Origin of the sequence: Faecalicoccus pleomorphus DSM 20574, from assembly GCF_000420345.1 — a bacterium.
Taxonomy (GTDB): domain Bacteria; phylum Bacillota_I; class Bacilli_A; order Erysipelotrichales; family Erysipelotrichaceae; genus Faecalicoccus; species Faecalicoccus pleomorphus.
The window spans coordinates 1-19,950 of the sequence record NZ_ATUT01000010.1; the positions used below are offsets into that span (position 1 = coordinate 1).

Genomic DNA, 19,950 nt, shown 5'->3' on the forward strand with positions numbered 1-19,950 from the left:
CACAAATATCCATCAATGGTGAAAAGTCTCAGCAACAATGACTATCTGTTTACATTCTATGATTACCCAGAAAGTGTTAGGCATACGATTTATTCAACAAATCTGATTGAAGGAAACAATAAACAATTAAAACGAAGTTTCAAAAAGAAAGAACAATTTCCAACGGAAAAATCTGAAGAGAAATACCTTGTGATTCAATTCAATCGTTACAACGAGAAAAACATGAATCACGTACATAGAGGTTTTGGACAAACAACTAGAGAAGATTGGTTCAAGAGCTAATCTGCTTTACCAAGGATATACTTTTACACATAATTCTTGACGCTACCGTAGAATCTCCCTAAGTTACATTCTTTATTGTAAAGATATTTCTATAACTGAATATTTGTATATTAGAATAATATTTATCCACCATATTGTAGAATATGGTGGATAAAAGAAGTTTGATTAAGAAAACTATTTATTTCTGAATTCGATTCGTTCATGAAATAACTTAGAATTCTTGATGGTTAGTTAATGTGACAAATGAAATTGCCTATACCAAGTACTTCTACATTTCTTTCGATAATGATTTCCATTTTAATTCTCCTTTACTAGTCCTTTTTCAAGTACATGTACATTGTAATAGAAGGAAACTGACATAAAAAAAATTAGACATTTTTCTTGATAGCTGTCTAATTGGTTGAAATTGAGTGGAAAATGAAAGCTTTTGCTCGAAAAAGGAGAACAATTCTCTTTTGTTTAGGGAAGATGTGCATCAAAAAGCTTACTTTTTCTTATTGAATTGATAATATTTCTTTTTATCGCCTGTTTGATTGGAAATCCAGAACAATTCATCATGAATAATGGTTTTCGCTATGTTTTGAGGATAAACGAATGGGATCATCGCACGACACTCGTTCCACAAATAGTTCTCTAATGCAGAAAAGGGAACATGATTATATTTCATATTGTAATATTGAAAGAACACACGATATGCTTTCTCAGTGTTTTCATTTATCATATGCGTTGTATCGTGTTTTGGCAGTTGATAATTTGTAATGGTTTCCATATGATAAAGAAACAATACACTGGGAAATGTATATTTTTCAATAGTGTATACTTGAGATAAGTATTCCCAGGCTTTTTCATAGTCCTGATGGGCGTAGTAAAACATACCGGCAGTATAGCTAAACTGATTGGTCGAATCGGAATGGGGAATAAAACAAGGATCATTTTTAATTTCCGTGCAGCATTGATCAAAATCGTCTATTTGAATGGCTTGTATAATAAAAAGTTTTGCGATAAGGACAGAGTAATGCAGTTTTCCATAGGTCGTATGCAGGAGTTCATTGCATAGTATGGCGGCATGATAATACTGTTCCTGTTTGATCAACAAAAACAAATACTCACATTGATTGATAGCCGTTTCCATGGATAAAATCGTGAATATTTGTTTGTCCTGTATCTCTTCCTTGTATAAAAAAGTCAGAATAAAGTAGGAAGCGATTTCTTGTAACGACTTTGGCAATAATGGCAACAATTGTTTGGCACTGTCTAAGGAGACTTTTTGTTCGATACATTCTATAAAACAATGTAGTATGTATCTGTATATATCCCAATTTTTCAATGCGCATTTAATGACTTTGATTTCATGATAAAAAGCATTCCAATTTTGATCAAGAAAAGCTTCCCACAATAAAGCATAGGATGGAGTGATGGATGTTTCATAATCATAGTGGAGTCCTAGTCTGGATAATAAAGAATCGTAGATTTCACTTTCTGTTACGATAGATTTTATGATTTTTTGATAGGTTTGTCTTGCACAAATACCCTGTGTAATTTCTTCTATGGAGCGTTTTTGTTGTTTTCGCGCAAAGTCAATGACACGTCCGACATAGGGCTTTTCGTGATCTGGAATATCAATTATCATCTTTATGCCTCCTAAAGATCTTTATACATTAATGATAGATAACCTATAGTTAAAGTCAATATAAAAAATGTTGTATAAGAGCTTTTTGACATCGCTTTTGAAAGAAACATGATATAGTGGTATACAGGCAAGGAGGAAGTATTATGAATATTGCCGTTTATTTAGGTTCCAGTATGGGAAATGATCCAAAGTATTCTGAATTGACACAATCCATCGGACAATGGATCTGCAAACATCAAAATACGTTGGTTTATGGTGCCGGCAGCAAAGGCCAGATGGGATTATTGGCGGATACGGTCTATCAGGGAAAAGGCAAAATCATCGGTGTGATGCCAAGATTTTTATTAAAGATTGAAAAATTGTATGATCATTTAGATGAAGAATATATGGTGGATACCATGTCTCAGAGAAAGCAGAAGATGATCGATCTGGCACAGGGATTTATTGCCTTACCGGGTGGTCCGGGAACGTTAGAGGAAATTACCGAAATCATTTCTCTGGTCCGTTTAGATCAGTTACCTTATCCTTGTGTACTCTATAATCTGGATGGGTATTATGACACTCTGAAGCAACAACTGGATGTCATGATCAAAGAAGGATTTTTAGATGCAGAAGGTATCAAAAATGTACATTTTGTCACCAGTTTGGAAGAACTGGATGCCTTATTTGGTTACTAAGTGGCTTACTTGGTCACAGAAATGGCTTTCTTGGCTCTTGATTTGTCATTTGTAGGGATTTTGATATAATCCAATCAAGCAAAGGAAGTGGTGAAGATGACAAAAAGCACTGTTGTTACAAGCGGAAACGGAAATTCACACTTCTTTTATAGAGGATAAAACTGGGATGGGTGCATTCCAGTTTTTCTGTATTTGATCAAATCATAATAGAAGGAGGAACTTACAATGGATCAGAATTTCAACAAGGTATTTTGGGATGCATGCGCAAATGGTGATTTCCCGATGGTATGTGGGCAGATTAAGGCAGGAGCCGATGTCAACTATCAAAATGGAGATGGAAGAACCGCATTGATGCGTGCGGCTAAGCGAGATCGTAAGGATGTCGTACAAGTTTTAATTGATAATGGAGCGGATGTCAATCTGGTGGATAATAAAGGAAAAACTGCTTTGATGGGCGCTGCGAAAAAAGGAAACAAAACAATTTGTAAGGCATTACTGGATGCCGGTGCTGATGTCAATGCCAAAGATGACAGAGGACGTACCGCATTGATGCGTGCCGCTTTATTAGGACAGGATCGCTGTGTGCAGGTTTTATTGGATGCCGGTGCGGATATCAACGCACAGGATGAAGTAGGACGTACCGCTTTGATGGAAGCTTGCATCGCCTTTAAACGAGATACGATCTCTATTTTATTGGAAAGAAATGCCAACGTGAATTTATTTGATAATAACGGATGTACGGCACTGATGCGTGCTGCTTATGGAGGATACCCAAGCCTTGTTGAAAAATTGTTATCCTATGGTGCTGATAAAGATATGCAGGACAAACAGGGAAATACAGCTTTAGATTACGTCAGAGAACACTGTCGCGCTCAATTGGAGCCGATCTTACGATAGGAGGATTGGACCATGCGAGATTATTTAAGTTCAGAAGTACGCAACGTCAGCGTAATCGGGCATAGTGGTGCCGGTAAGACCAGCGTTTTGGAAGCTATGTTGTATTACACCAAGGCGACCGATCGTTTTGGAAAGACTAGCGATGGCAGCAGCATGATCGACTTTGATGCCGAGGAAATCAAACGTGGTATTTCTGTCTATTCATCCATCGTTCCAATCGAATGGGAAGACTGTAAGATCAATTTCATCGATACACCAGGGTATTTGGACTTTGTCGGTGAAAAACAAGCCGGTTTTGCGGTAGGTGACAGCTGCCTGATCGTAGCCAATGCCAAAGATGTATTGGAGTCCGGAACCAAATTAGCTTTTAAACAGGCAAGAGAAGCGAAAAAACCAACGATTTTCTTTATCAATAAACTGGATGAAGAAAATACAAGCTTTAACGATGCTTATACTTTACTTCATGAAGAATTTGGAAAATCGATCATTCCATTTGAAGTACCGATCGTAGAAAACGGAGAAGTTGTCGGTTCTGTCAATATCATCAAAAATAAAGCCTGGTATTATAAAGGCGAACATGCCGGAAGCGATACACCTCAGCCGGTTCCGGAAGACATGAAAGATGAAATCAGCATGTACAAAGATCAGATTGCCGAAGCCGTTGCGATGGGTGATGATGATCTGATGGAAAAATTCTTCTCGGGAGAAGAATTCAGCGATGCCGAGCTGACAAAGGGTGTTCGTATCGGTGTACGTAATGGAGAAATTTGTCCGGTCTTCTCCGGAAGTGCCATTCAATCCATCGGTATCCAGCGTTTGATGGACTTGATCATTTCCTATTTCCCAACGTATTCGGAAAAAGGAATGTACACAGCTACAACACCAAATGGGGTGAAAGTTGAATTGTTGACATCGGAAACCGAAACATTGACAGCACAGGTCTTCAAAACAATTGTTGACCCATTTGTAGGACGTATTTCTTACTTGAAGGTATTAAGTGGTGTTTTGAATTCTGATTCCACACTTGTTAATGCCAATAACGGAAAACCGGAAAAAATCAGTTCGATCTATATCATCAAGGGAAAACATCAGACCGCTGCCGGTAAATTGTTTACCGGTGATATCGGAGCTCTGGTCAAACTGCAGAATACGAAGACAAATGATACCCTTTGCGAAAAAGGTAAGTTGTTGATGGCTGATCCGATTGCCTTTGATGAACCAATGTTTGGGCAGGCTATCTTCCCGAAAACAAAGAATGATGAAGATAAGCTTTCCAATGGTTTGGCTCGTTTAGTTGAAGAAGATCCGACATTTAAGGTTATCAATAATACGGAAACCAAGGAAACGGTCGTATATGGTATCGGAGATCAGCATTTGGATGTCATCTTAAATAAACTGAAAAATAAATACAAAGCTGAAGTAACTTTGGCCGATCCAAAGGTTATGTATCGTGAAACCATTACTAAGAGTGCAACCGGTGAAGGTCGTCATAAAAAACAATCCGGTGGACATGGACAGTTTGGACATGTATTTGTCGATTTTGCACCAAATCCGGATGTAGAAGAAATGGAATTTGATGAAAAAGTCTTTGGTGGTGCTGTGCCAAAACAATACTTCCCGGCTGTTGAAAATGGATTGAGAGAATGTTGTGAAGAGGGAAGCTTGGCCGGTTATAAAATGGTCAACATCAAGACAACTTTGACAGATGGTAAATACCATGATGTCGATTCCAGTGAAATGGCCTTTAAATTAGCCGCAAGACTTGCCTTTAAAGATGCGATGACAAAGTGCCATCCGATTCTTTTAGAACCGATCATGAATGTTGTCGTAACTGTACCGGATGAATATACTGGAACGGTTATCGGTGATTTGAATAAACGTCGTGGGGCCATCATGGGTATGACACCGGAAGATGGGGATCAGATTATTGAAGCACAGGTTCCAATGGCGGAAATGGCCAGATATTCTATAGAGCTCAGAAGTATGACGCAAGGTCTTGGAAAATATACAATGGAAATGGATCGTTATGATCCGGTACCGGAACCGCAGGCCACTCGTATCGTTCAGGCCAGCAAAAAAGAGGATTAGTGGGAAGCCGTGCAAAACGGCTTCTTTTTTCGTGTGCTTCTGTTATAATGATTCCCGGTGATGCTATGAAAACATTTAAACATTTTATCGGCTATTATAAGCCTTATAAATTTGTCTTCTTTTTTGATTTATTCTGTGCTTTAACCATTTCTTTGATCGATTTGGCTTTCCCATTGATTTTAAACTACTGCACAGATACGATGTTTATTCAAAAAAGCGTGGAAATTTTGCAGGGACTCATATGGTTGCTTGCCGGACTGTTGGTTCTTTATGTGATTCGCGCTTTGTGTCGTTATTACGTATCGGCCCAGGGACATATCATGGGGGCTCATATGGAAAGAGACATGCGTAAGGAATTGTTTGATCAGTATCAGAGGCTATCTTTTTCTTACTATGATAAGCACAATACAGGAATCATGATGTCCAGAGTTGTCAGTGATTTATTTGATATTTGCGAATTTGCCCATCATGGACCGGAAAATTTGTTTATTTCCTTAATCAAGATCATCGGCTCCTTTGTGATTTTGTCTTTGATCTACTGGCCTTTGGCTTTGTTGTTGTTTATCGTGACTTTGATCATGCTTGTCTTTAGCTATACACAAAACAAATCCATGCGGGCAACTTTTATGGATAACCGAAGAAAGATCGGTGATGTCAATGCTGCATTACAAGACAGCCTGGCCGGGATTCGTGTTGTACAATCTTTTACCAATGAGGATATTGAACGAGAAAAATTTGCCCATTCCAATAATGAGTTTTTAGCTTCCAAGAAACGAAACTATCGTGTGATGGGAACGTATTACGGCATGAATAATTTCTTTCAGGGTTTATTGTATGTGACCGTCTTGGTCGGTGGAGGTTACTTTGTGGCTATGGGAAATTTAAGCCCCTTAACGCTAGCCACCTTTGCACTATATGTCAATATTTTTGTGGCGCCGATCGATATTTTGATTGAGTTTACCGAAATGCTTCAAAAAGGTTTTTCTGGATTTAAACGTTTTGAAGAAGTGATGAAAGAAGTGCCGGACATTCAGGATGCCAAGAATGCGCATCCTTTAGAGAATGTACATGGTGATATTTCTTTTAAAAATGTTTCTTTTACCTACAACAAGGAAGAATCTGTATTGGAACATGTAAATCTGGACATCCCGGCCGGTAAGAAAGTGGCTTTGGTTGGACCTAGCGGGTCTGGAAAGACGACCTTGTGTTCTTTAATTCCTCGCTTTTATGATGTGCAAAGCGGACAGATTCTGGTCGATGGACAAGATGTGCGAGATCTGCAGGTAAAAAGTTTAAGACAGGCTATTGGTTTGGTGCAGCAGGATGTCTATCTGTTTACCGGAACGATTGAACAAAATATCGCATACGGAAAACCAGATGCGACACCAGAAGAAATTATAGAGGCGGCCAAGAAGGCAAATATTCATGACTTTATCTTATCATTGCCGGATGGCTATGATACTTTTGTCGGTGAAAGAGGGGCTCGTTTGTCCGGAGGACAAAAGCAGCGCATCTCGATTGCCCGTGTGTTCTTAAAGAATCCAAAGATCTTAATTTTAGATGAGGCTACCAGTGCCTTGGATAATGAGAGTGAACGGATTATTCAAAAATCTTTGGAAAAACTGAGTAAAGATCGTACCTGCATCACGATTGCCCATCGCTTATCGACGATTAAAAACGCCGATGAGATCGTTGTCATCAATCATGATGGATTGCAGGAAAGAGGAACGCATGAAGAATTAATGAAAAAAGGCGGTACATATGCCCGCTATTATAACCTTCAATTTGAAGGATTAGAGCAGATCATGGTTTCATGATCTGTTTTCTTATACAGAAGATCTATTGTCTTGTATAATAGATGAAAAGGGGGATGGAGTAATGTCTATTCGAGCATTTGAAACAGCTGATCTATCGGCTCTCTATGATATTTATGCGTATTATGTGAAGACAACAGCCTATAACTTTGATTTGGAGCCGATGTCGTATTCACAATATAAATTACAGATTGAGAAAATTGCGAAAGAATACCCAATCTTTGTGGCTTGTCATGATGAGCAGGTAATAGGTTATGCGTATGTGCATCCGGCTTTTTCTAAGGCAGCCTATCGCTTTTGCATGGAAGTTACAATTTATTTTAGAAAAGGATCTCATTTTGGATTGGCCGATTGTTTATTGGAAACATTAGAAAAGGCGTGTGTTCAAAAGGGATGTCGTTGGCTGATTGCCTGCATTACCGATACCAATCACAGAAGTATTTCTTTTCATCAACGCCATGGGTATCAATGGAGTGGTTCTTTGCCGGAATGTGGCTTTAAATTTGATACATGGCATGGGGTTGTCTGGTTGATTAAGGATATCCAACAGACTAAACCATCTTACTATAAAGCACCGAATGCCACGATTACCGGTGATGTGCAGATTGGAAAAGGCTCAAGCATTTGGTTTGGAACGGTAGTTCGAGGCGATAGTGATACAATTTGTATAGGTGAACAGACCAATGTGCAGGATAATGCGGTATTACACTGTTCCAAAGGGCATCCGCTGATAATTGGTAATCGTGTTACGATTGGTCATCATGCGATTGTACATGGGTGTACCATTGAAGATGAAGTATTGATTGGAATGGGTGCAACGATTATGGATGGAGCAAAGATCGGCAAACATTCGATTATCGGAGCCGGCGCTCTGGTACCACCGGGGAAGGTGATTCCGGAGGGTTCTGTGGTTTTAGGATGTCCGGGCAAGGTTCATCATCTTGTAACACCGGAACAGATCGAACAAATTCTGGACAATGCACAGGAATATGTAGAATACGCTCAATTGTATGAAAAACGAGGTGTCTAGTATGGAAAACATGTTGAATTATGTACATTTGCGTAAAGACATTCCATTTTCTTTTCGACCATTAAATTGGGTCGATCTTTTGATTCTAAATGAATTATCGTATGTCGATTGGACTCATATCGTCCAAAAAGAACCTGTTTGCTTACCTCAGGCTTGTCAGTCTTATTTTAAAATGCATACAGCACAGGAAATCGAACAACGATTCTGTTTTTCCAAGAATATACCGAATCTGGTCATGGATCTACAAGATACGACACGTTATCAAGATGTTCGTATTACACACTATCAGGAAGTCTATGACGAAGAAAAGATGATTCAGTTTGGGGCCATGGCCTTTTTGATGCCGGATGGTACGATTTTGATCAGCTTTCGTGGTACGGATGGTACAATGACCGGCTGGAAAGAAAATATGCGCATGACTTATACAGATGAACTCCCATGTCATAAGCTGGCATTGGCATTTTTGGAACAAGTGTTGGATAGTATCCCGGAAACAACTTCTTTTTTTGGTCTTGTTAAAAAGAAAGTCTATCCAAAGATTTACGTAAGCGGTCATTCTAAAGGAGGAAACCTGGCAATGTATGCCGCTTTAAAGACAGCAAAATATGCGGATGTGATCACCAAAGTTCTTGCCTTTGATGCACCGGGCTTTCGTTCTTCTTTTATTGATTCGGTAAAGGACAATCCTGTTTTGAAGAAGATCACAAACTATAAGCCAAAGGACTCAATCATCGGTTGTCTTTTGGAGCATAATGAAAAAGAAGTCGTGCTGGATGCTGAAGAAAGTGGACTCCTTCAACACGATACATTCAGCTGGAAGATCACGACGGATTCCTATCTTCCGCTTAAAGAACTTTCTATAACCAGTAAAGAAACTTTACAGCTTGTCGATCGATTACTTTTATCAAAAAGCGATGAAGAAAAAAAGGAGTATATTGATTTGATTTTCTCTATCATGGATCGATTGGATATTACAAATGTATCGAACTTGAGCGAAATCAGTTTAAAACAAGTCATGTTGGGCTTTCTGGAATTAAAGAATATGTCTAACGATGAAAGAAAGTTTATCTTTGACATTGTGAATTTTATTCGCATGCAGACTTATTCGTGGATGAAAACACAGAAGAAGTAAAAGCCAAGCTTATTTTTATATAGAAATTTAAGTGTGGAATTGATTATAAATGAAATGACAGGGTTGATTTGTTCCTGTCATTTTTTTATAATTCTTTTAGCTTTGGACAATATAGATCGAAAGACTATAATTGAAGATTCCAAACTGAAGTTTTTGTTTACATCGTATCTTTAAGAACGAGAGTAGGAGGAAAATTGAATATGTCAAAAACATCGAATCAGATCAAAAGTCTGACTATGCTGGCGCTATTTTTAGCGATTGAAGTTGTACTTTTGGTAACACCATTAGGCTATTTGCGAATAGGAGTGCTTAGTGCTACGCTAATGCATGTACCGGTTATTGTCTGTGCCTGTACGATGGGTACCAAGTATGGTGTATTGATGGGACTTGTCTTTGGAATCACTTCGGTGATCAATGCGACAATGGCACCTACGGTAACCAGCTTTGCGTTCAGTCCCTTTGTAGAAGTCGGCGGCTTTAGTGGCGGCTTTCAATCTTTGATCGTTGCGATCGGTCCACGTCTTTTACTGGGATGGCTTGCCGGTACGATTTATCATGAATTGATCAAAAAAGGAAAGTCTGTTTCTGCAAGTGCTGCCGTGTCTGCTCTGGTTGCTACAGCTTTACATACAGTGGGAGTGCTTGGTCTGATTCTTTTATTCTATGCAGCGCCTTATGCACAAGCTATCGGTGTTGCCCAAGGTGCTTTAATGGCTGCCATGGGAACGGTTATTTTAACGAATGCGATTCCCGAAATCATCGTTGCGATTGTAGCCAACATAGCTTTGACAAAAGCTTTAAGTGCAAGAAGATAAGTAAAATGTCCGTCAAGGGCATTTTTTTCTACCGTTAAAGAAAAGATGCTTAGTCAACAGGAGTCTTAATGAGTTTGTAGTTTTTCAAACTCAGAAAGCGATAAATTGGTTAAATGGCCGATCGTGTCTAAAGAGTTATTTTTAAGGCAATGGACTCTTTTTCACTTTAGTCAAATCCTCTTTTTGGTAACCTTTCTTTTTCTTTTAGAGTGTCCATGATAAAATAAGCGAGGTGAAGAAAATGAGTATTTTAGAAACATTAAATAGTAAACAAAGGGAAGCGGCTTCGATTACGGATTCGCATGTACGGATCATCGCTGGGGCCGGTAGTGGAAAAACACGTGTATTGATGGCACGTATCGTCTATTTGGTCAAAGAATGTGGGGTGTTCCCAAATCGGATCATGGCGATTACTTTTACCAATAAGGCAACCAATGAAATGAAGGAACGTCTGATGGCACAGCTGGGTAAAGAGGCACTGGCAGTGCGTATTTCAACGATTCACTCTTTATGTGTACGTATTTTACGTGAAGATGCGGATGCGATCGGATACCCTCGCTCTTTTACAATATTGGATAGCGATGATCAAAAACAGATTCTTCGACCGATTTATAAAGCTATGGATCTGGATATCAAAGAATTGAATATGAACAAGGTCTTAGGCATGATTTCCGGATATAAAAGCGAGGACTTCAGTCCGGTACAGGCTTTGGAAATGGCTTTTACCAAAGAACAGGAAAACATTGCACATATTTATGAGAAATATGAAGAAAAGCGTAAAGAGATGAAGGCCATGGATTTTGATGATCTGCTTAGAGAAGCGCATCATCTGTTACAAAAGGAAGAATCGGTTCGTACCAAGTGGCAAAATCGACTGGATTATATTCATGTCGATGAGTTTCAGGACGTGGATCCGGTGCAATATTCGATCATTCGTATGTTGACAGGTCCCCATGCGTTCTTATGTGTCGTTGGAGATCCTGATCAGACGATTTATACGTGGCGTGGTGCCAGCGTGGATATTATTCTGCGTTTCGATAAAGATTTTCAACCGTGTAAAAGTGTTATCCTGGATCAGAATTATCGTTCGACCCAACCGATTCTGGATGCCAGTAATGCTTTGATCCAGTACAATGAGGATCGAATCAAAAAGGATTTGTTTACCCAGATTCCAGGGCAGGACAAAATTGTATTACATACATGTGTCGATGATAATGAAGAACCTTTATATGTCGCAAAAAAGATACAGGAAGAACATCGAAATGGAATCGATTATAAAGATATGGCGATCTTGTATCGTTCCAACTTCTCCTCTCGTTCCTTTGAACGTGTGCTTCGTACCGTATCGATCCCTTATCGTATTTATGGTGGGATTCGCTTCTATGAACGACAGGAAATCAAAGATGCGCTGGCTTATTTAAAACTATGTACCAAACCGGAAGAAAGTGATCCCAAACAATTATCACTGGATTTGGCAGTGCTTCGTGTAATCAATCAGCCAAGACGTGGTATTGGACAAAAATCGATCGAAAGTCTGCGTGAGGAAGCGACTATGCGTGGCATCAATCTCTACGAAGTTTTAAAAGACCCGCAACAGATTTCTGGTGCGATCATCAAAAAATGTGCCTCCTTTGTAAGCTTGATTGAGGATTTAAGAAGACAAAGAGAGAATCTTTCTTTGGAAGATTTTTTAGAGTATGTGCTGGAACAAAGTGGCTATAAGAAGATGCTGCAGGAAGAAAATGAAGAAGAACGTCTGGAAAACTTAAAGGAACTCAAAAGCGATATCGCTCAAAGCCTGCGGGAAGATCCGGAAATGACATTGGAAAGCTATTTGCAGGAGGTCAGCCTGTTTACATCACGTGCCAATGAGGAAAGTGCAAATTGTGTATCGCTGATGACAGTACACTCAGCCAAAGGATTAGAGTTTGATACTGTGTTTGTGGTCAACTTCAATGACGGTGTATTCCCAAGTACTCGTTCCATGGATGAAGGAGGCCGAAAAGCCTTAGAAGAAGAAAGACGACTTTGCTACGTGGCGATGACAAGAGCCAAACGACATTTGTATATTACATGGAATACAGGCTATAGCTACATGTTGGATAAGTACAAGGTACAAAGTCGATTTATCATGGAAATTCCGGAAAAATGCACCTTTCAGGAAGGAAAAGAGAAGGAAGTTAAACGAGAAGAACATCAGGTGGCATCGATTGGTATTCCTTCTAAAAAATCGAAAGTACCTTTCAAGGTCAAAGATCGTGTCACGCATGCGGTCTTTGGGGAAGGAATCGTTTTAAAGCTGGAAAACAATATTGCGACGATTGCCTTTAAACATCCTTATGGCATCAAGAAATTAAATGCCTTGCATCCTTCAATCAAAAAGGCAAAACATAAAGTCGTGTTATAATACAGATGGTGAAATGTATGAATGAACAACAACGTATTGAAGAATTACGAAAACTTTTAGAGAAGTATTCGATTGAATATTATGTGTATGATAAGCCCAGTGTATCTGATCAGGAATACGATCGTTTGATGCAGGAGCTAATGGCGCTGGAAGAAAAACATCCGGAGCTGTACGACCCCAATTCACCCAGCCAGCGTATCATCGGTGCGGTATTGGATGGATTTGAAAAGGTGGAGCATCAGACGCAGATGCTTTCGTTAGGAAACGTCTTTAATTATGAAGAAATTCAAGCTTTTGTCGAACGAATTCAAGAAAGCGTAAAAGATGCCGAATTTGTCGTAGAGTGCAAATATGATGGACTGGCCATGGCTTTGTTGTATGACAATGGACGATTTACTCGAGCTATTACACGTGGCGATGGATTTGTCGGAGAAGATGTCTCCAATAACATACGTACGATTGGTTCAATCCCAATGTATATCGAAGAAACAAGGCACATCGAGATTCGCGGGGAAGTCTATATGCCTAAAAAAAGCTTTGAAGAGCTAAACGCAAAGCAGGAAAAAGAAGGAAAAGCTTTATTTGCCAATCCCCGAAATGCGGCAGCCGGTTCCATTCGTCAGTTAGATTCTTCCATTTGTGCGCAAAGAAAGTTGGATGCCTACTGGTATTATTTCCAGAATGCAGCTGATTTTGGTATCACCAGTCAGGAAGAAGCATTGGAAAAGATGGAACAGCTTCATTTTCGTGTCAATCCGTTACGCAAGGTTTGTAGAAATACGGCACAAATCTGGGACTTTATTCAGTCGATTCATGAACAAAGAGAGGAACTGCCCTATGAGATCGATGGGATGGTCATTAAGTTAAACAGTTTACCGGATCAGGCGCGTTTAGGTTCTACCGCAAAAGCGCCACGCTATGCGACCGCTTATAAATTTCCGGCCCAGGAGGTTCAGACACGCTTAAAAGATATTACGATCACGGTTGGACGAACCGGAAAGATCACTCCCAATGCGGTCTTAGAACCGGTAAGAGTTGCTGGAACGACGGTAAGTGCGGCACAGCTTCACAATGAAGATATGATTGCTTCCAAAGATCTTCGCATCGGTGATATCGTTGTAGTACGAAAGGCCGGAGAAATTATTCCGGAAGTTGTCAGCAGTATTAAAGAACGAAGAGATGGTACTCAAAAACCATATGCGTTCCCTAAAGAATGTCCGGTTTGTGGCTCTAAACTGGTACGTTTAGAAGGAGAATCGGCGCATTACTGCATCAATCAGGATTGTCCGGCACGTGTTGTCGAAAGTATGATTCACTTTGCCTCTCGTGATGCGATGGATATTGATTCTTTAGGCGATAAAAAGATCGAACAGCTGCATGAATTCGGCTTTTTAAATTCGATTGAGGATATTTACTTTTTAAAGAATCATCGTGAAGCGCTTTTAGAGAAGCGAGGATATCAGGTCAAATCGGTCGATCATATGTTGGAGACGATCGAAGAAAGTAAAAAACAGCCGTTAGGTGTCTTATTGTATGGGCTGGGTATTCGTCAGGTCGGTAAAAAGGCGGCAATGATCCTGGCGCATCATTTTGGCACGATGGAAAATTTAAGAAACACAACTTTGGAAGAGCTGGTACAAATTCGTGATATTGGACAAATCACGGCTGAAAGTATTCTGGCGTTCTTTCAGGAAGAAAAAAACAGACATCTGATTCAGGTCCTACAGGAGCAGGGCTTGAATATGGAACAGGAAAAAGAAAAGATCCATGCGTCTCGTTTCAGTAACAAAACGGTGGTTTTAACGGGAACCTTAGAGCATTATACACGCACGGAAGCTAAAAAAATATTAGAGTCATTAGGAGCCAATGTAGCTGGTTCGGTATCGAAAAAGACAGATTATGTCATTTATGGAACGGCGGCAGGTTCTAAGTTGGAAAAGGCTCGTAATTTAGGTGTTGCTTTAATGAGCGAGGAAGAATTCGTACAGGAGGTGTCAAATGCATTGGAGGAAAACTAGTCTTTGTATATTGATGTCTTTGTTGGTGCTCTGTGGATGTAGTACGGTATCCAATTCGAATCAGCTCGATCCGATTGAAGAAGAAGAGTACGCGGCCATACAGCCTTATGAAAGTAGTGATGCACGTATCAAGCATGCTGCTCTTATGGGAGATACGGAAGCGCGGTTTCGCATGGAACAAGGATTGATGGATCTTTCAAAAACGTATTTTTCACCCACGAAAGTAGCCTATAAAACACAGGAATTTTTGGATTATGATGAATTGGATGCCACCGATGGCTCCAGAGGTTTGTTAGGAACAAATCGAGATGAAAATCCCAATGGGTTAAATCCCAGTCCGGATGAGGGCTTTAATACCGGAAATGGTACAGTCAGCGGGGCTGTGATCTTAGTGGATCTGTATGAGCTGGACTGGTATGCCGATGATGAGCTGCAAGGCATTTCCATCGCAATGGTCGTCAACGATGCCTTAGAGGATGAAAATGGAAAAACAGTGGAGATCACCAAAAGTCGCATGCAGAATTACTTAGAGGTAACTTCCGGTCATTTGGTCAGCTATATGCGCGAGCGTTTTAACTCCATTACTTCTAATGTGCCGATTTACGTAGCATGTTTCTCATTGGATAATGCATCAGATACCCTGGGTTCTTATATTTATCAAGGATATTTTGAAGGAGCACAGGGAGATTTTTCAGAATTAGATTTGACTTGGGTAGAGGTTCCCGGTGCTGCTTTCAGTGAGGCAGATTCCGATATGGCAGCGCAGTTTGCGGAATATCAAAATGAACTGAGTCATGTTCTTGTCGATTATTCGTATCTGGTTGGAAAAGCCACTCTACAAGATGGAAAGGTTATTCAGTTGAATATCACATTGACAGCGCATGGAAAGACTGCCAGCGAGATTTTGGCCATCACACAGGCCGCCAGTGAACAGATGGTCGTCTTCACCAATTCTTCATGTACCTATAAAGTAGAAGTTATCACCGATGCTGGTACGTATGCCATCGTGTCTAAAGATGCCGGCAGTGAAGATGTCAATGTGATGACCATGCAGTAAGAGTATGTATAAAGAAAAAATAAAAGCGCTTCAAAACGAAGTTCGTATTCAAATTGATGATTCTCAATATGAAGAAATTGAAAACGAACTGTGTAAAATGGAAGGCATCGCTAAGGCCTTTTCAAAAGTAGATACAAGAAATGTGGAACCCATGGTTCGTTGTTTTGAAACAGAGGCTGTTTTTCGAAAAGAGGATTCGATCTACACCTTGACCAAAGAAGAAGCTTTGATCAATGCCAATTCTACAAAAGATGGGTATATAGAAGTAAGCAGGGTGGTGAAATAAATGCCCTTAACCAGAGAAAATATCAGAAAACAATGTGAATTTGCGCAACAAAAGACACAGGCCATTGTGTCTTTTGTTGTACCTGAGATACAAGACAAAGGAAGATTTAAGGATATACGAATAGCCCTTAAAGATAACATTTCCTTAAAAGGCTATCCGCTACAGGCCGGATCTAAAATTTTGGAAGGTTATCAATGTCCCTATGATGCGACCATTGTAGAAAAAATCAAACAGGAAGGCGGCTGTATTGTCGCAAAGACAGCCATGGATGAGTTAGGAATGGGAGGCTCCGGCAACAATGATATTCATGGGCCGGTCATTCATCCATGGGATGCAAGCCGAATACCGGGAGGAAGCAGCAGTGGCTGTGCAGCTTTGGTGGCAGTCGATGGTGCTGATGTAGCTGTGGGAACGGATACCGGTGACAGCATTCGTAAACCGGCCAGCTATATGGGACTGGTTGGGCTAAAACCAACATATGGAAGAATTTCCCGTTTTGGTATTGTCCCTTATGCCAGTTCGATGGATACCGTCGGTATATTAGCTCGATCTATAGAACAGGTAGAAAGTGTATATGATGTTTTAAAAGGTCAGGATGAAAGAGATTTGATGACATTTTTGCCAAAATCACTTGAAAAAGCACCCCAAAAGAAACAAGAGTTGTTACGACTGGCTGTTTTTGATTCAATATCGGAAGATGCCGATCCTGTTTTAAAAGCTCGACTACAAAAATTGATCGAGCAACTGGAAACAAAACAAACGATCAAACACGTACAAATGCCACAATCTCTATTAGCGTTGATCGATCCTGTCTATACTGTGATTGCCAATGCCGAAGCCTGCAGCAATCATGCCAATTTGGATGGTCTTCGCTTTGGCTTGTCATCCAAAGATCAAAGCGTGGAAAACATTCGTTCTAGGGGGTTTTCCTGGGAAGTCAAAAAACGCTTTTTATGTGGCGCTTATGCACTGCATAAAGAAAATCAGGAGCGATTGTTTATCAAGGCACAGAAGATACGCCGTAAACTGGTTGATGCGTATGCTTCTATGTTTACAGAAGCAGACATTGTTTTTTCTTTGACTACACCGGATGTGGCACCTTTGATCTCAGAATATAAAGAGGATACATCGATCGGACTTTCGTATTTAAAGCTATCCAATTTTTCCGGCTATCCTTCCATTTCCATTCCTTTTGGACATAAGGAGGGTCTTCCTTTTGGCCTTCATTTAGCTGCTAAGCCTTGCCGGGAAGATTTGTTGTTAAAAGCCGCGAAAATGTTTTCTCAAGTGATACAGGAGATGGATCATGTATAAGGTACATATAGGAATTGAAATTCATTGTGCATTGCGTACAAAGGCAAAGATGTTTTCCTCGGCTTTTGTTACACAAAATCAAGATCCAAATACTTCTTTGGATATCATTGATCTGGCGTTGCCGGGCTATTTACCGACAATTAATAAAAAAGCGGTAGAGTATGGTATTTTGGTTTGTGATGCACTACATTGTACGATCAATCCGGTTTTACGCTTTGATCGCAAGAACTATGCCTATCCTGATCTTCCAAAAGGCTTTCAGATTACGCAACAGTTTTATCCACTGGGGAAAAATGGCTATATGATGATCGAAGGACAAAAAATCGATATTGAACGAGTGCATCTGGAAGAAGATACCGCAAAGATGATCCATCATTCGCAAAGTACCTTGTTGGATTTTAATCGTTGTGGTACCCCTTTACTGGAAATTGTCAGCACGGCGCAAATTCATTCAGTGGATCAGGCTTGCACTTATGTAAAATCTCTTCAACAAAAGCTGATTTATCTGGGTGTAACCCAGGGACGCATGGATAAAGGACAGCTTCGTTGTGATGTCAATGTTTCGTTAAGTCAAAATCCATCACAATTGGGAGATAAAGTGGAATTAAAAAATCTCAATTCGATTTCACATATTCGTCAGGCTTTGGATTATGAAATTCAAAGACAGTCTTTACTTTTGGATCAACATAAAAAAATAGAAATGCAGACACGTCGTTTTGACGAAAAGACAAAAAGGACAATCTTATTGCGAAAAAAAGAAACACAAAAAGATTATCGATATTTTCCGGAACCGAACTTGCCAGTTATTCATTTGGATAAAAGCTGGATTCAGGAAATCATCGCAAGACGGCCACGTGATCCTAAAGAAATTTTGGATATTTTAAAGAAGCAGGGAATCGATGAGAAAGAGGCGCAGAGCCTTCTGACACAAAAAGATTTGACGGATTTCTATTTTGCCGTTATAAAATATACAGAGCGAAATAAAGATGTTCTTCATCTGTTGTTGAGTGATGTTCGAAATCAGATGAAGAGTCATGCGATTTCTTTGTCCGATGTCGATCCAAGACGATTCGCATGGATCGTTGATCAAAAAGAAGAAAATTTTTCGACAAACAGGATTCGTCAGTGGATTCTTGCTTTTTTAAACGGTAAAAATGTAGAGGATCAAATACAGAAGGCCAAAGACGAACAGCCCCATGTTAGTCGAATTGAAGAATGGATCAGGCAGGTATGTGATGCCAACCAACAAAGCATCGATGATTATCGCCAGGGTAAAAAACGCGCCCTGTCCTATTTAGTCGGACAGGTGTTAAAAGTTTCCAGAGGACAGGCAGATCCGGCACTTGTACAAAAAAAGCTGCAGGAAAGACTGAACCAGGAAAAGGAGGAAGCAGAATGAAAAAAGCAAATGCACCAAGCAAGATAAAGTGGGTATTTATCATATTATTGATATTGATCATACTGGCAGCGGCCGGTTATGGGGCTTATTATTTCTACTTTACACCATCGAATCAGGGACAGTTGATGGAAGGCATCCTCGGTTTAGTTTATACAAACTATGTGCAGATTTTGATTTCGGTGGCTGCTTTGATCATCATGTGTTTTGTTGCCGGTGCCATCTTATCGCATCATAAAGAAGAAAAGAAGATTTTACGGTTTTTAACCGTCTTGATCTGTCTGGTTCCGGCCTTTCTAGTCGTGTTCTTTTTGTTGAAGGATCCTTTGATGGATATCGCATCCATTCAAAATCCACGAACAGTCCTGTTATCCAATGTGGTTTTGGAACAGAAAAAAGGGCAGTATGATGTATCCGGTACTGATCAAAACGGTCATCTTCAAACGTATCGTTTAAACAAAACAAGCTGGCAGAAGCTTGATGATACATGGGGTGAAGATTCTGAAGATGTCTTTGCCCAGGTAGAAATCTTTCCACGCACACAGATCGTTTGCTCGATCAAGGTAGAAAAAGGATTACCACAGTCTTTGATCAATAAGCTTTCCATGAACGATCGTCTATCGGATTCCTGGCAGGACATGCAGCTGCAGATTGATAATCAAGTTTATGTTTTAAACGATCCACTTTCTTCTTTAACCCAAAGCGGATGGACCATTCAACAGAGCGAATTTGAGGCCAAAAAACATGAGAATTTGGATGCCGGCAAAAGCATTGAATTAGATCTGGAAAACAAAAATGGAATGCAGATGCATATAACCGTTACCAATACGACCGATCAAACCATAGAAACCAGTCAGGCTTCCATCACAAAGATCGTTGTTCATCGCATGAATTCAGGAATGCATATGATGTTAGCCCAAAAAATCGTATTGGGGTGGAGCCAGCAGGATACTGTAGAAGAACTGTATGGAAAACCAACTTCTTCAGAAGAGAATCAGCTGCAATACCAGGAAGAGAATAAAACCTTGAATCTTGTCTTTAGTGACCAGGGCATCTTAGATCAAATTCATATGTCAGTGAAGTAAACCTGTTTCGACAGGTTTTTTT

General features: G+C 39.9%; 16 protein-coding genes. 15 read left to right on the top strand and 1 reads right to left on the bottom strand.

The window, feature by feature from the left end; translation table 11 throughout:
* Nucleotides 1-282 (top strand): transposase (locus G413_RS11065; RefSeq protein WP_022789946.1); only part of this gene is annotated, 282 nt, incomplete at its 5' end.
* A 484-nt stretch (nucleotides 283-766) separates the two neighbouring features.
* Here the strand turns inward: G413_RS11065 and G413_RS0105610 are convergent.
* Nucleotides 767-1,912 carry a hypothetical protein gene (locus G413_RS0105610; RefSeq protein ID WP_022789947.1) on the bottom strand — a complete coding sequence of 382 codons (1,146 nt, stop codon included), beginning with the start codon at nucleotides 1,910-1,912 and terminating at the stop codon, nucleotides 767-769.
* Between the two features lie 143 nt (nucleotides 1,913-2,055).
* Between G413_RS0105610 and G413_RS0105615 the strand changes: the two genes are divergently transcribed.
* From G413_RS0105615 to G413_RS0105680, 14 genes are all read left to right on the top strand, one after another.
* The gene (locus G413_RS0105615) at nucleotides 2,056-2,589 is read left to right on the top strand and encodes an LOG family protein (RefSeq protein ID WP_022789948.1); all 534 of its coding nucleotides are present in this window, start codon (nucleotides 2,056-2,058) and stop codon (nucleotides 2,587-2,589) included.
* Nucleotides 2,590-2,814: 225 nt separating this feature from the next.
* Nucleotides 2,815-3,486 (top strand): ankyrin repeat domain-containing protein, encoded by a 672-nt coding sequence (locus tag G413_RS0105620; protein WP_022789949.1) that lies wholly within the window; start codon nucleotides 2,815-2,817, stop codon nucleotides 3,484-3,486.
* Between the two features lie 12 nt (nucleotides 3,487-3,498).
* On the top strand, nucleotides 3,499-5,574 hold the full coding sequence (gene fusA / locus G413_RS0105625) for an elongation factor G (protein ID WP_022789950.1): 2,076 nt from the start codon (nucleotides 3,499-3,501) through the stop codon (nucleotides 5,572-5,574).
* A 65-nt stretch (nucleotides 5,575-5,639) separates the two neighbouring features.
* Nucleotides 5,640-7,391 (top strand): ABC transporter ATP-binding protein, encoded by a 1,752-nt coding sequence (locus G413_RS0105630; RefSeq protein WP_027969070.1) that lies wholly within the window; start codon nucleotides 5,640-5,642, stop codon nucleotides 7,389-7,391.
* A gap of 61 nt (nucleotides 7,392-7,452) precedes the next feature.
* Nucleotides 7,453-8,418, top strand: coding sequence for a GNAT family N-acetyltransferase (locus G413_RS11930; protein ID WP_022789952.1), 966 nt, complete (start codon nucleotides 7,453-7,455; stop codon nucleotides 8,416-8,418).
* Between the two features lies 1 nt (nucleotide 8,419).
* The gene (locus G413_RS0105640; RefSeq protein ID WP_022789953.1) at nucleotides 8,420-9,550 is read left to right on the top strand and encodes an Mbeg1-like protein; all 1,131 of its coding nucleotides are present in this window, start codon (nucleotides 8,420-8,422) and stop codon (nucleotides 9,548-9,550) included.
* A 200-nt stretch (nucleotides 9,551-9,750) separates the two neighbouring features.
* Nucleotides 9,751-10,365 carry an ECF transporter S component gene (locus G413_RS0105645; RefSeq protein WP_022789954.1) on the top strand — a complete coding sequence of 205 codons (615 nt, stop codon included), beginning with the start codon at nucleotides 9,751-9,753 and terminating at the stop codon, nucleotides 10,363-10,365.
* Between the two features lie 241 nt (nucleotides 10,366-10,606).
* Complete coding sequence (locus G413_RS0105650; protein ID WP_022789955.1) at nucleotides 10,607-12,772, top strand: ATP-dependent helicase; 2,166 nt, start codon at nucleotides 10,607-10,609, stop codon at nucleotides 12,770-12,772.
* Nucleotides 12,773-12,789: 17 nt separating this feature from the next.
* Nucleotides 12,790-14,790 carry an NAD-dependent DNA ligase LigA gene (ligA, locus tag G413_RS0105655; protein WP_022789956.1) on the top strand — a complete coding sequence of 667 codons (2,001 nt, stop codon included), beginning with the start codon at nucleotides 12,790-12,792 and terminating at the stop codon, nucleotides 14,788-14,790.
* Entirely contained in the window at nucleotides 14,771-15,847 is a 1,077-nt protein-coding gene (locus tag G413_RS0105660) for a CamS family sex pheromone protein (RefSeq protein WP_027969072.1), read from the top strand. The genes ligA and G413_RS0105660 overlap by 20 nt, the downstream gene beginning before the upstream one ends.
* A gap of 4 nt (nucleotides 15,848-15,851) precedes the next feature.
* Nucleotides 15,852-16,133, top strand: a complete 282-nt coding sequence (gene gatC, locus G413_RS0105665) for an Asp-tRNA(Asn)/Glu-tRNA(Gln) amidotransferase subunit GatC (RefSeq protein ID WP_022789958.1) — start codon at nucleotides 15,852-15,854, stop codon at nucleotides 16,131-16,133.
* Nucleotides 16,134-17,447 carry an amidase family protein gene (locus G413_RS0105670; RefSeq protein ID WP_022789959.1) on the top strand — a complete coding sequence of 438 codons (1,314 nt, stop codon included), beginning with the start codon at nucleotides 16,134-16,136 and terminating at the stop codon, nucleotides 17,445-17,447.
* Complete coding sequence (gene gatB / locus G413_RS0105675) at nucleotides 17,440-18,846, top strand: Asp-tRNA(Asn)/Glu-tRNA(Gln) amidotransferase subunit GatB (RefSeq protein WP_022789960.1); 1,407 nt, start codon at nucleotides 17,440-17,442, stop codon at nucleotides 18,844-18,846. Before G413_RS0105670 ends, gatB begins: the two co-directional genes overlap by 8 nt.
* A complete protein-coding gene (locus G413_RS0105680; RefSeq protein ID WP_022789961.1) occupies nucleotides 18,843-19,928 on the top strand; it encodes a hypothetical protein in 1,086 nt (361 codons plus the stop codon). Before gatB ends, G413_RS0105680 begins: the two co-directional genes overlap by 4 nt.
* Nucleotides 19,929-19,950 lie beyond the last annotated feature (22 nt).

Excerpts from the sequence above, each read along its gene's own strand:
- gatB (WP_022789960.1), top strand. The coding sequence starts at position 17,440 with ATGTATAAGGTACATATAGGAATTGAAATTCATTGTGCATTGCGTACA.
- ligA (WP_022789956.1), top strand. The coding sequence starts at position 12,790 with ATGAATGAACAACAACGTATTGAAGAATTACGAAAACTTTTAGAGAAG.
- G413_RS0105615 (WP_022789948.1), top strand. The coding sequence starts at position 2,056 with ATGAATATTGCCGTTTATTTAGGTTCCAGTATGGGAAATGATCCAAAG.
- G413_RS0105680 (WP_022789961.1), top strand. The coding sequence starts at position 18,843 with ATGAAAAAAGCAAATGCACCAAGCAAGATAAAGTGGGTATTTATCATA.
- G413_RS0105670 (WP_022789959.1), top strand. The coding sequence starts at position 16,134 with ATGCCCTTAACCAGAGAAAATATCAGAAAACAATGTGAATTTGCGCAA.
- G413_RS0105630 (WP_027969070.1), top strand. The coding sequence starts at position 5,640 with ATGAAAACATTTAAACATTTTATCGGCTATTATAAGCCTTATAAATTT.
- fusA (WP_022789950.1), top strand. The coding sequence starts at position 3,499 with ATGCGAGATTATTTAAGTTCAGAAGTACGCAACGTCAGCGTAATCGGG.
- G413_RS0105660 (WP_027969072.1), top strand. The coding sequence starts at position 14,771 with ATGCATTGGAGGAAAACTAGTCTTTGTATATTGATGTCTTTGTTGGTG.
- gatC (WP_022789958.1), top strand. The coding sequence starts at position 15,852 with ATGTATAAAGAAAAAATAAAAGCGCTTCAAAACGAAGTTCGTATTCAA.
- G413_RS11930 (WP_022789952.1), top strand. The coding sequence starts at position 7,453 with ATGTCTATTCGAGCATTTGAAACAGCTGATCTATCGGCTCTCTATGAT.
- G413_RS0105620 (WP_022789949.1), top strand. The coding sequence starts at position 2,815 with ATGGATCAGAATTTCAACAAGGTATTTTGGGATGCATGCGCAAATGGT.
- G413_RS0105650 (WP_022789955.1), top strand. The coding sequence starts at position 10,607 with ATGAGTATTTTAGAAACATTAAATAGTAAACAAAGGGAAGCGGCTTCG.
- G413_RS0105640 (WP_022789953.1), top strand. The coding sequence starts at position 8,420 with ATGGAAAACATGTTGAATTATGTACATTTGCGTAAAGACATTCCATTT.
- G413_RS0105645 (WP_022789954.1), top strand. The coding sequence starts at position 9,751 with ATGTCAAAAACATCGAATCAGATCAAAAGTCTGACTATGCTGGCGCTA.
- G413_RS0105610 (WP_022789947.1), bottom strand. The coding sequence starts at position 1,912 with ATGATAATTGATATTCCAGATCACGAAAAGCCCTATGTCGGACGTGTC.